This is a genomic window from Aliamphritea hakodatensis (assembly GCF_024347195.1).
GTDB lineage: Bacteria > Pseudomonadota > Gammaproteobacteria > Pseudomonadales > Balneatricaceae > Amphritea > Amphritea hakodatensis.
In genome coordinates, this window is record NZ_AP025281.1 from 3,968,156 (window position 1) to 3,980,127 (window position 11,972).

General features: G+C 51.0%; 9 protein-coding genes, 1 tRNA gene and 1 pseudogene. 3 read left to right on the forward strand and 8 right to left on the reverse strand.

What is annotated here, in order from left to right; translation table 11 throughout:
* The 4 genes from PCI15_RS18145 to PCI15_RS18160 all read right to left on the reverse strand — a co-directional run bounded on the left by PCI15_RS18145 (position 1) and on the right by PCI15_RS18160 (position 5,094).
* Entirely contained in the window at positions 1–1,695 is a 1,695-nt protein-coding gene (locus PCI15_RS18145) for an efflux RND transporter periplasmic adaptor subunit (RefSeq protein ID WP_271271335.1), read from the reverse strand.
* Positions 1,692–3,149, reverse strand: coding sequence for a TolC family protein (locus PCI15_RS18150; protein ID WP_271271336.1), 1,458 nt, complete (start codon positions 3,147–3,149; stop codon positions 1,692–1,694). Before PCI15_RS18150 ends, PCI15_RS18145 begins: the two co-directional genes overlap by 4 nt.
* A 159-nt stretch (positions 3,150–3,308) precedes the next feature.
* Entirely contained in the window at positions 3,309–3,713 is a 405-nt protein-coding gene (locus PCI15_RS18155; RefSeq protein ID WP_271271337.1) for a hypothetical protein, read from the reverse strand.
* Positions 3,714–5,017: 1,304 nt separating this feature from the next.
* Positions 5,018–5,094: transfer RNA gene (locus PCI15_RS18160), tRNA-Met, on the reverse strand.
* 259 nt (positions 5,095–5,353) lie between these two features.
* Here PCI15_RS18160 and PCI15_RS18165 point away from each other — a divergent pair.
* The 3 genes and pseudogenes from PCI15_RS18165 to PCI15_RS18175 all read left to right on the forward strand — a co-directional run.
* Positions 5,354–5,767 (forward strand): annotated as a pseudogene (locus PCI15_RS18165) (ATP-dependent zinc protease family protein); the annotation flags it as partial.
* 78 nt (positions 5,768–5,845) lie between these two features.
* Positions 5,846–6,739: a 30S ribosomal protein S6--L-glutamate ligase gene (gene rimK, locus PCI15_RS18170; RefSeq protein WP_271274653.1), complete on the forward strand. Its 894-nt coding sequence runs from the start codon at positions 5,846–5,848 to the stop codon at positions 6,737–6,739.
* Positions 6,740–6,940: 201 nt separating this feature from the next.
* Entirely contained in the window at positions 6,941–7,408 is a 468-nt protein-coding gene (locus tag PCI15_RS18175) for a GNAT family N-acetyltransferase (protein WP_271271338.1), read from the forward strand.
* Between the two features lie 103 nt (positions 7,409–7,511).
* On the opposite strand, the gene PCI15_RS18180 is transcribed toward PCI15_RS18175, so the two are convergent.
* From PCI15_RS18180 to PCI15_RS18195, 4 genes are all read right to left on the reverse strand, one after another.
* On the reverse strand, positions 7,512–8,546 hold the full coding sequence (locus PCI15_RS18180; RefSeq protein WP_271271339.1) for a tetratricopeptide repeat protein: 1,035 nt from the start codon (positions 8,544–8,546) through the stop codon (positions 7,512–7,514).
* A gap of 75 nt (positions 8,547–8,621) precedes the next feature.
* A complete protein-coding gene (locus PCI15_RS18185; protein WP_271271340.1) occupies positions 8,622–9,593 on the reverse strand; it encodes a type II secretion system F family protein in 972 nt (323 codons plus the stop codon).
* A gap of 12 nt (positions 9,594–9,605) precedes the next feature.
* The gene (locus PCI15_RS18190; protein ID WP_271271341.1) at positions 9,606–10,580 is read right to left on the reverse strand and encodes a type II secretion system F family protein; all 975 of its coding nucleotides are present in this window, start codon (positions 10,578–10,580) and stop codon (positions 9,606–9,608) included.
* Between the two features lie 41 nt (positions 10,581–10,621).
* On the reverse strand, positions 10,622–11,971 hold the full coding sequence (locus PCI15_RS18195) for a TadA family conjugal transfer-associated ATPase (protein WP_271271342.1): 1,350 nt from the start codon (positions 11,969–11,971) through the stop codon (positions 10,622–10,624).
* Position 11,972: the final 1 nt, after the last annotated feature.

An 11,972-nucleotide genomic window follows, 5' to 3' on the forward strand; every position in this document is an offset into this window, starting at 1 on the left:
TTATTTCTCCTGAACCACTGGCAGGCCAATGTTATCCGGCAGCTCAACATCAGTGATGACATAGATCCCTGCGACCGTGCGGGTAATCTCAATGGCGATGTCCATTCCCGGACTTAACTCTTTTGAAGACACCGTCTCAGCCAAACCAAGATTCATGTTGGCAGGCGGCCAGCCCCAGCTTTCAACCGCGCCATGTTTCAGATTGACCCGGCGGCCGTTCGCCAGCAGCTTATTCACCCGGGCGGTGGCCCAGATCTTTGTGGCAGGCGCTTCAGACACCATGCTCACTGGCATGGTCTGGCCATCATTTGACATGTTCATTTTCATGTCTGCCGACATGGAGGCCGGCTGATGCATACGTTTGAAATCTGAGGTTTTACTGGACTCGGAATCCAGCAGGAACTGTGCAGATGTCACCACCTGTTCGTTTTCCCCGATACCTTCCAGAATTTCTACCCGGTTACCGTCATTCCGACCGGCGACAACATTCACTGACTTGTACCGGCCTTCCCCTAACGCCAGCACCACCCGGTCACTGTCCCCGACACGGATCAGCGCTTCACGGGGAATGTTCAGAACCGGCTTATCCGCAAGGTTTCCGATCACAACCTGTGCATACATATTCGGTTTCAGCAGCAGGTCCGGGTTCGGGAAACGAATCCGCACCCGCAGGGTCCGGTTCATTTTATCCAGCGCCGGATACACGTAATCCACCTTCCCCTGCCAGATTTTACCCGGCAGATAATCCAGCCGGATGGTCACCGGTGCGCCCTGCTTCACCAGATTCGCCTGACGTTCGAACACTTCTGCTTCAATCCATACCTCATCCAGTGACGCAATGGACATCAGCATCTTTCCGGGTTTAACGAAGAAGCCTTCCTGCATGGCAAAATTTTCCACCACACCGGACATCGGTGCATGAAAGGTCACCGTCTGCACAACCTTACGGGTCTTTTTCAGGACCTTAACCGCGGCCTCCGGCACCTGCAGTGCACTTAAACGCCGTTCAGCAGCCCTGATTAAACGCCGGTCTTTTCGGGATAAGGCAAACAGCAGCTCTTCCTGCGCGTTAACCAGTTCCGGAGAATACAGCTCATAAAGCGGCTGATCTTTTGCCACCGTTTCGCCGGCGGATTTCACGTAAACTTTTTCCAGCCAGCCTTCAACCCGGGGATGCACATGGACCATTTCATCCTGGTTGTACTGCACGTACCCCACGGTATTCACCTTAAACTCCAGTGGCGATACCATGGCTGATGCAGTCCTCACCCCCAGGTTATTCACCACTTCAGATGAAATGCTGACGGTGCCCGGCCCGCTGTCACCGCCTCCTTCATCACCGTAAAACGGCACCAGATCCATCCCCATCGGAGACAATCCCGGTTTATCTTTCCGGAAATTAGGGTCCATCGGCGCCACCCAGTACAGTGGCTCTTTAGGCTTCGAAGTTTTCTCTTCTGCATAAAACGGCACCAGCTCCATTCCCATGGGAGACAACCCCGGCTTATCCCGCCGATAATTCGGGTCCATTGGAGCTACCCAGTACAAAGGTTCCTGAGTATCAGAGGAAGAATCTCCCGCCATATCAGCCATACCGAACTGACTTTTCACATAAGGTACCACCGCCGTGGCCGCGGCAGTTCCGAGCACCGCCCCCACCAACACTAAACTGAAATTTTTAACTGCACGCATCATAGTTTTGCTTCCCAAACACTGGCGGGTGAAAAAGTAATGGCTAAATCTGAATCCGGCGGTACCACAGGCGAGACGGCGGACGCTCCGTCAAAAACAAACAGAACCGGCAATTTTTCAGTTGCCAGAAAATAGTTCATCCGGGCGGTCAGTATTTGCTGATCAACCGCAATTTCCAGCGCATCGATCCGGCCGTTGAGCTCAGCAATCCGCGCCCGGACGACTTCGGCAAAATCACCGTTATCTGCGGTATAAGCGTTCAGCGCAGCCTCAGCCTGCAAACGCATTTGTGGCAGTATCTGATTCCTGTACCGTGTTTCCCGTTCTTCAAGGCGTTCTCTCTGAACCCGGGCAGCACTGAATTCAGCGATCATTTTCCGCAGCAATAAAACCCGCTCACTTTTCACCGCTTCACGCCGGTAAACTGCCGCTTCCACACCGCTGTCCTGCTTAACGGTAGAAAATACCGGCATATCCAGCGTGACCCCGAAGGTCACCAGATCAGCCCGGTCCGCACCGTTACTGTCGCTGGCCCGGTAACCGTAACTGGCCCTGACACCCCATTGCGGTTCGTATGCCTGCTTAGCCAGATCGACACCGGTTTGCTGAATCGCCAGTTTTTTGTTGAGGGTTTTCACCAGAGGATGCCGGAGGAATAACTGCCCAAGCTCTGCGTTATCCGGATTGTTTCCCGCTTCATCCAGCTCCGGTTGCAGTAGCGATAACCTGGGCATATCTTCTGAATAATTAAAGGCGGCTGCACGGATATTCGGCGACAGCCACTCATCAAGCTGCTTCTCCAGCGACTCCTGTCGCTGTAAAAGCCCGGTAAGACGTTCATCCAGCAGCGTTTTCTCCAGTTCAGCACGTACCACATCCTGCTGCTGAGTCTGCCCCAGCGCGACGGAATAGCTGGCCAGTGAAATATCCACCAACTGATCAAACAGCACCCGGTCCTTTCTGATCAGCGCAATGCTCTGACGCACTTTATACGCCTCCAGCCATAACTGACTCACCGTCATCACCAGCCGGGCCTGCCGGTCCAGACTCAGTAACGGATGCCGTTCACTCTGCTGAAGAAATTGCTGTTTGCGCAGCGCCAGAGATTCCCCCCGTGGCAACATCTGAGAAACACCGGCAATCAGTTGCGTCATACGCTCCTGATCAAAATCAAAACTGTCGGTGGGTAAATTTGCCACCGCGAAAGAAAACTGAGGATCCGGCAATTCACCGGCCGCCTGACCTTGGGAAATCAGGGCCTGTTCCTGAAGACGGTTCTGCACCTGCCAGGCATCCTGCTGTAAGGCAATCTGTACCGCCTTACCTAAGGTAAACCGATCTTCTGTGACATTGCCGGCGTCTACCGCCAGTGCCAGACCGCTACTGAAACTTAACAATGCGCCGCACAGAAAACGTGTGCCACAAGAAGAAATAAAAGGTTTATTTTTTAACAACATAACTCCCCCACTAAGGGTAATTCCAACACGGGAGTTGTCACCTGACGGCGTTAGGTAACTGCTGTGCTGAATCTCAGTAATAACAGCAGATACAGTTATACAATCCGTTCAGACAGAGACAACTCACTAAACAACCGGTACCGGGAGGTACCCTGAGCGTTAGTGAGTTATTGGAGGGCGATAAAGAGAGCTTAATGCCTGAACAGGTAAATCCTGCCGAAGCTGTGGCAATAGCTGACGCTCCCTGATCATATTCAGGCCTGCCGAACTGGCGGTAAACACCGAAGACGCACACTGCATCGATGCACAGCTGGCATCGCAGTCACAGCATTGCGCGGATGTGCCGGCTGTCATGTCTTCACAACATGCCATTGCGTTGGCTGCGTTCATATCCTGACAAAGCATTGCCAGATTAGACACCGGCTCAGCACTTACATGGTGGGCAGTTTCCATCCTGAGTGGCGAATCTGTGATGCTGGCCACAGACGATACGCTATACGTCTGGGCAACCAAAGTTACCAGCGCGCATATAAGCATCATCAGTCTGTTTAATCGGTTCAGCATCAGTGACAGCATCCGTCATATCAGTCGCACCGGGTTGTTGATAAATCAGTCAGTTACAGAAACTGATACCGATTTCGCCCGGCAAACAAAATCCGCACCGAGAGTAAGTAAGAAACCTGAAACCATCCTGAAAAACCTGGCCTTTTAGCCTGCCAAACTGAAAACATTTTTTACGGACTACAAAAACGCCTCCCCACCTGCTGAATACCGCAGTTACAGAGACCGAAAACGAAAACAGCCAACCTTCCAGTTAACCTTCTCTTTCGTTGAGTAGTAGCGGGGGCCAGAAATACACTGATGACCTTCGCCCGGGGTTATAAAGAGCTGAGTCCGACGAGCTATCATGCTTCTCTAAATTTCACCTACCCCAGAAACGAAAAAAGCCAACCTTTCGGTTAGCCTCTTCTGTTTTTTACGTTGGTAGCGGGGGCCAAATCTTAGCTGGCGACCTTCGCCCGGGGTTATAAAGAGCGAGCCCGACGAGCTACCAAATACGCCCCCTAAATTTTGGGCAAAAAAAAAGCCAACCTTTCGGTTAGCCTTCTCTTTCGTTGAGTGGTAGCGGGGGCCAGAAATGCACTGATGACCTTCGCCCGGGGTTATAAAGAGCTGAGCCCGACGAGCTGCCACGCTGCTCTGAATATAAATCTTAAATTTCAGGCATAAAAAAAGCCTATCTTTTAAGATAAGCCTCTCTTTTTTACGTTGGTAGCGGGGGCCAGATCTTAGCTGACGACCTTCGCCCGGGTTTTTAAAGAGCGAGCCCGACGAGCTACCACGCTGCTCTGAATATAAATCTTAAATTTCAGGCATAAAAAAAGCCTATCTTTTAAGATAAGCCTCTCTTTTTTACGTTGGTAGCGGGGGCCAGATCTTAGCTGACGACCTTCGCCCGGGGTTATAAAGAGCTGAGCCCGACGAGCTACCACGCTGCTCTGAATATAAATCTTAAATTTCAGGCATAAAAAAAGCCTATCTTTTAAGATAAGCCTCTCTTTTTTACGTTGGTAGCGGGGGCCAGATCTTAGCTGACGACCTTCGCCCGGGTTTTTAAAGAGCGAGCCCGACGAGCTACCACGCTGCTCTGAATATAAATCTTAAATTTCAGGCATAAAAAAAGCCTATCTTTTAAGATAAGCCTCTCTTTTTTACGTTGGTAGCGGGGGCCAGATCTTAGCTGACGACCTTCGCCCGGGGTTATAAAGAGCTGAGCCCGACGAGCTACCACGCTGCTCTGAATATAAATCTTAAATTTCAGGCATAAAAAAAGCCTATCTTTTAAGATAAGCCTCTCTTTTTTACGTTGGTAGCGGGGGCCAGATTTGAACTGACGACCTTCGGGTTATGAGCCCGACGAGCTACCAGGCTGCTCCACCCCGCATCAACGTGGGGCGTATACTACATACGAGATCGGGGGTTGGCAAGCGTTATTCAATAAAAACTGACAAAAACTATCTTATTACGACAATCAGCTCATTTATCAGCCAGTTACCGACGGACGGTTGCTATAAGACCGCGAATAACTGCACACTATTTAGCCAGAGGATTAAGGAATCAGCGAATGCAACCGGTCCTTATTTTAAGCCTGCCGGCTGCATCCCCGGGTTCCCTATAACAATAAAAATAAGGAACACCCTGTTATGGTTAATCAGAGTAATAAACTCATCACAGGCAGCGAGGAATGGTGCAAATTTATCGACCTGTCGATACCTGCCATCAAAGCCCGGGTTGACTCCGGCGCACGAACGTCTGCTATTCACGCCCTCAATATCAAAACTTTTCAGCGCAACGGCAGTTCATGGGTCAGCTTCGATGTTTATCCCCTGCAAGACAACCGTAAAACGGTTATCAGCTGTGAAGCGCCTATTCATGACCGGCGTACCGTTAAAAGTTCCAGTGGCAGCACGGAAAAGCGTTACGTCATCAAAACCAGCATCGCTTTGGGAGAACAGAGCTGGGATATAGAACTGACCCTCACCAACCGCGATGCCATGGGCTACCGGATGTTACTGGGCCGGGAAGCAATGAAAGGCCGCTTGCTGGTTGATCCGGAAGAGTCGTTCATGTTCGGCACACTGGAAGACAGTGAACTGCTGGACCTTTACCGCCCTAAAAAGTCGCCTAAACGGGGCATGAAAATTGGCGTTCTGGCCAGTAACCCTAATCTTTACAGTAACCGCCGTATCATTGAAGCCGGTGAAGAGCGCGGCCATGAAATGGTCTTCCTTAACATCAAGCACTGTTACATGAAAATGGATGCGGATACGCCGGAGGTCCACTACCGGGGCGGTAACGTGCTGAATGATCTGGATGCCGTCATTCCCCGGATCCGGCCCAGTATGACCTTTTATGGCTGTGCCCTTGCCCGCCAGTTTGAATCGATGGGGGTTTACTGTCTGAATACTGCAGCAGCAATTACCCAGTCACGGGATAAGCTGCATTCTCTTCAACTCTTGTTTGAAAGCGGTGTGGAAATTCCCATCACCGGCTTTGCGAATTCTCCGCTGGAAACCACCGATCTGATCAACATGGTCGGCGGCGCACCACTGATAATTAAACTGCTGGAAGGAACTCAGGGCCGTGGCGTGGTGCTGGCAGAAACCAAAAAGGCCGCCGAGTCGGTCATCAACGCATTCAAGAGCCTGCGGGCCGACATTCTGGTTCAGGAATTCATCAAAGAAGCCGCCGGTAAGGATATCCGCTGCTTTGTGGTTGACGGCAAAGTGGTCGCGTCGATTCAGCGGGAAGCTGAACCCGGTGAGTTCCGTGCCAACATCCATCAGGGCGGTACTGCCAGCCTTATTGTCCCGACGGCAGATGAAAAACGCATCGCCATTAAAGCGGCGAAATGCATGGGTCTGAAAGTAGCGGGGGTAGACATTATCCGTTCAGCCAAAGGGCCGCTGTTACTGGAGGTGAATTCATCTCCGGGGCTGGAGGGCATTGAAGGGGCAACCGGCAAAAATGTTGCCGGGATGATGATTCAGGCGATAGAGAAGAAACTGAAATGGCAAGTCGCTGAATAAACCATAAAAAAGCCGCCGCATTTACCCTGCGGCGGCTAAAGGACACCTCAACACGTCCCAATCAAACCTCATAATATCTCCGATACCCTCTGCCAAAGCGCCTGTCTGAACCGCCATTCATTGCGGATATCTTATTTAAATCCGCCCCTGTACCCTGAATGCTGATCAGGATGATTAAAGCAACTCAACAAGGACGTACACATGAATCCCTTATCCTTTATTAAAGTAAACAGTCACAATGTTTGCGAGCTGAGCACATTAAAAGTTAACTGGCAGCAACAGCACCTGATAGACCCCAATGCCTTCTGGCTGGCCGAGGTACTTGCCGACAGCGACAGCCTGTCTTTTGGCATCTATGAACTGAATGTACCTGCGGGGCTGATCACCGTCTTCGATCCGCGCACGCTGGATGAGGAAGATGCTCACTTCCAGCCAGACTGCCTGTATCTATACCGGCTGATGATTGATTCTGCTCATCAGGGCAGGCAGCTGGGCACATATGCCGTTCAGTTCAGCCAGCAACTGGCTACCATTCTGGGATTACGCGGCGTGAGCTTAACAACCATGGCTTCGGAAGAAGGCAATGCGCTCAACTTTTACCTGCCATTAAACTTTTCACCAACCGGCCGTCAGTTGGAGGGCGAAACCGAACTGCTCTGGCTGGTTTAATACCCCGCACCTTTTCCCAAAGATTAAACATTAAGAGCAGTCAGAAACGAACCGCATTTCTCACTGCTTTTACCGTCAGTCGTCAGGCTGCTCAGCCTGCTCTTCAGATTTCCTGATTTTGTGTCAGCCCGCTTTTCAGCAGACGTTTTACTTTTACCAGATTCTGCTGTGCAACTTTGTAATAACGTGGATTCTCTGTAATGGCTTTCTGAAAGAAATCTGCCGCTTCAACATAGCGCTTCGATAACAGACAGATGTAACCAATGTCGTTATATGCCTGTGCGGTATCCATGACCTGCTCAAGCGCTTCCAGCGCTTCAAGGTAACGTTCCTGACGGGCATATACCAAACCGAGGTTTTTCCATGCCGGCTGATACAGGTTATCCGTCTGCAATGCCTTACTGAAATACATTTCGGCTTCCGGCCACTGGGCGGACATATAGTGTGAATACCCCAGGTTATTCAGTATTACCTTACTGTTACCGGAGATTTTAAGCCCCGCATGATAATGCTCACGAGCTTCATCCAGCTTACCCTGCATATCGTAAATGATGCCAAGGCCATTATAAGACTCCAGTGCCAGACCAGCAGTGCGGCGAATAACCGTTGCATTCTCACCGGCAGCGTCCTGTTCAGCGGTTAATGCCTGCTGGTAGTTCACCGCCTTTTGAAAGGCTTCCTGCGCTGCACTGTGTTGCTTCTCCCTTAACAGAATAAGTCCGGTTCCCTGATGGGCTGAAACCAGAGTTTCATCAATGGAGAGTGCTTTCTGAAAGGCCACATAGGCTGTTTTATAGTTCTTTCGCAGGTAATGAATATTGCCGATTTCCAGCAACGCCCGGGTATGTTTACCATCCAGCTCATATGCCCGGATATATTCATACAGCGCTTTATCAAGGTTGTTTTCCGCCATGGCACTGCGGGCGCGCTGAACCGCCTCTTCCGGCGTTTTGGCCTGTTTGGCAGCCAGATACGCGAGTATCGGTTTGCCGTCATATAATTCGGATTGCTCTTCGGTCATTGCCGATGACTTTTGCTGATTGCCAGCACAGCCTGTAAGCACAGCAACACCAAGTATCAGCAGTGCACAGACACCACCCTTAAAGATCTTCCGGTACAGCCTGGTAAAAGTACGCATGATTCAGCCCCCTTTGTCGCTGATGCCAATGCCGTGTTACTTCAGACGGTATACATCAGTATGGCTGTTTTTTTGTTATCTTGTAGCTAAAACAGCCAGAACACCCAGAACAGCCGGTCCGACCATCACTAAAAAGAACGATGGCCAGAGGCAAAATGTCAGCGGAAAAATCATCTTGGTCGCAATTTTTGCAGCCAATTCTTCTGCCCGCTGCAGGCGTTTATCCCGAAACTCATCCGAATAGACCCGGAGTGTATCGGCGATACTGGTACCAAACCGGACACTCTGATCCAGTGATGCCACCAGACCGCGGATATCTTCAAGCCCCGTCCGGATAGCCATATTACGAAGCGCCTGGATCCGGTCGATCCCGACCCGGGTTTCATTGTTCACCTGATGCAGTTCGTCTGCCAGCACCGGATGGCTGACATGAATTTCATCTGCCACCCGCTGTAACGCCATCTGTAACCCCAGACCTGCCTCAACACAGACCACCAGCATATCCAATGCATCCGGGAAGGCATTACGCAATGCCCGCTGACGCCGGGCAATCAGTTTATCCAGAACATAACTGGGCAAAATAATGCCCATCAGTAAGGCAAATACCAGTACTGAGGCAATCTTATTGGCATCCATTTCCGGCATAAACTGGGTCACCCCTAACGCAATGGTAGGCAGCAGCAGTATGAGTAAAAAACGAATCGCATAGTAGTCAGCAACGGCACTGGAGTTTCTGAATCCCGCATTGGTCAGACGTACCTGTGTTTTAGAATCCTGCCAACCTTCTTTCGGCGCAATGGATTCTGACAGTGATGTCCGCGAGGATTTTGCCATCAGCCGGTCGTTTGCAGAATTACCTGCATTGCCGTGGGCCTGTTTACGCAACATCATCATTTTCAGGCGTAACGGGTCCGATAGGCCCATCACCATAAATCCGATCCCCAGACAAACAACCAGCACGGCTAACCCGGTAAGCAGAAGAAACACTAACCGTGCATCCGTTGCGTTCTCAAGCGTGCTGTTAATAATCCCATATAAATAATCCATAGCAGCACCCTCCTACACTTCTATCCGCAATACGCGGTTAATCCAGTAGACACCGACCACCATGCCAACAAAGGCAACGACAATCAGCTTGATGCCCATCGGATCATCTAACAGCAAAGGCAGATAATCAGGGCTGGTCCAGGACACCACCACCACCAGTACAAAGGGCACCAGCGCCAGAATCCAGGCGGATAGCCGGCCTTCCGCTGACAGGGTTTTTACCCGTCGCTGGAACTTAAACCGTTCCCGGATAACCTTACCAATCCGCTCAAGAATTTCGGTCAGATCACCACCTGTTTCCTTTTGAATCAGAATCGATGACACCAGCGCCATCACCGGAATACTTGGCACCCGGTGAAGCAGCCCTAACATTGCTCTGCGTAAATCATTCCCGTAATTGAGGTCTGCAAAAGTAACCCGGAACTCCTGCCCCACGGGGCCCTCCATCTCTTCTGCGACCAGATGCAGTGATTCTGAGAACGGATGACCGGCCCGGATAGCACGCTTCATAATATCAATGGCATCGGGAAGCTGTTCTTCAAAGATAGCGATACGTTTATGCTTCGCGCTGATAATTCTGAATACAGGTATAACAAAGCAGATACAGCCCACCGCCAGTGCAACCCAGATATTACGGGTCACCACCCAGCCCGCCGCGGCGCCCAGCCCCGTCAGCAGTATAACTCCACACACAACCTGATAAGCACGGTACTTTAAATCGGCCTTTTCCAGCGTATCCGCCAGGCTTTCCATCCCGGGAAGGGATTCCAGCCAGCGCTCAACCGGAGACAGCGAGCGCAGGTATTTTTTCCTCAGTAACAGCGTAATTGTATTGGCATCGGTATCTGCGGATAATTCCAGAACTCTTTTCTGAAGATTTTTCCTGGCTTTCTGACTTTCGCCAAAAACAGGGATTGTCAGCCCCATCATCAGAAAAAACACCGCAGCAAACACCATGCCGCCAAAAATCATAAATTGTTCAGGCATAACACACCTCCTGCTACACAACCGTGTAGCGCCCCGTGAGGTTAAAATTCATCAAATAACCGGTAATGGAGCTCAATACCGCGTTTTTTAAGATGATCAAAGAAAGCAGGGATAATGCCGGTCGCGGTGTAGCGTCCTTTGACCCGACCATTTTCATCAATGCCCTGACGTTCAAATTTAAACAGTTCGGTCATGGTAATAATGTCACCTTCCATGCCGTTGATTTCCTGCAGGCTGACCATTCGCCGCTGACCGTCTTCCATCCGCGCAATCTGCACCACAATGTTGATGGCTGAAGCAATCTGAGCGCGAAGCGTTTTTGCAGGGAAATTCACACCACTCATCGAAACCATGTTCTCGATCCGGGACAGTGCGTCCCTCGGTGTATTGGCGTGAACCGTTGTCAGTGAACCATCGTGGCCGGTATTCATCGCCTGCAACATATCCAGTGCTTCACCGCCCCGTACCTCACCGATCACGATCCGGTCCGGGCGCATCCGTAAGCTGTTACGGACCAACTCCCGCTGACTGACTTCCCCCTTGCCTTCCACATTGGGTGGCCGGGTTTCCAGACGAACCGTATGGGGTTGCTGCAGCTGTAATTCCGCCGAGTCCTCAATGGTGACAATGCGTTCATCTTTAGGAATATAACCGGAGAGAATATTCAGCAAGGTCGTCTTACCTGAACCGGTACCTCCGGAAATCAGGACGTTGAGCCGGGCTTTGACGATCCCTTCAAATACCGGTACCAACTCTTCCGGCATCGATCCCAGTTCAACCAGCCCCTGCATGTCTAAACGCTCTATCGCAAAGCGACGGATAGACATACTCGGGCCATCCAGCGCCAGTGGCGGAATGATGGCATTTACCCGGGATCCGTCTTTCAGACGGGCATCCACCATAGGTGAAGACTCATCAATCCGGCGTCCCACTGTCGATACAATCCGGTCAATAATATTCAGCAAGTGCTGATCATTATTGAAACGAATGTCGGTAGGCTCCAGCTTACCGCCCCGTTCCACAAAGACACTTTGTGGCCCATTCACTAAGATGTCGGAGATGCTCGCATCAGCCAGTAAAGGCTCCAGAGGCCCCAGCCCCATGATCTCGTCTTCGATCTGTTTAATGATCTGGATGCGGGTCGCCTGGTTACAGGGAATCGATTCCTGCTGGATCAGTTGCTGACAAATGTCACGGATCTGTTCGCGGGCATCCGCCGGTTCCAGGTTGTCAATCAGGGACAGATCCATGACCTTCAGCAGTTGTTCGTATACCCGGTTCTTCCACTCTTTTTCCAGTTTGGTCGTATTTGAAAAACTATGGCTCTGAATCGCTGCCTCAGCCTGACCTTCCTGGGTATTATTAACGCCGTTCATTTCATCAAATTGCATA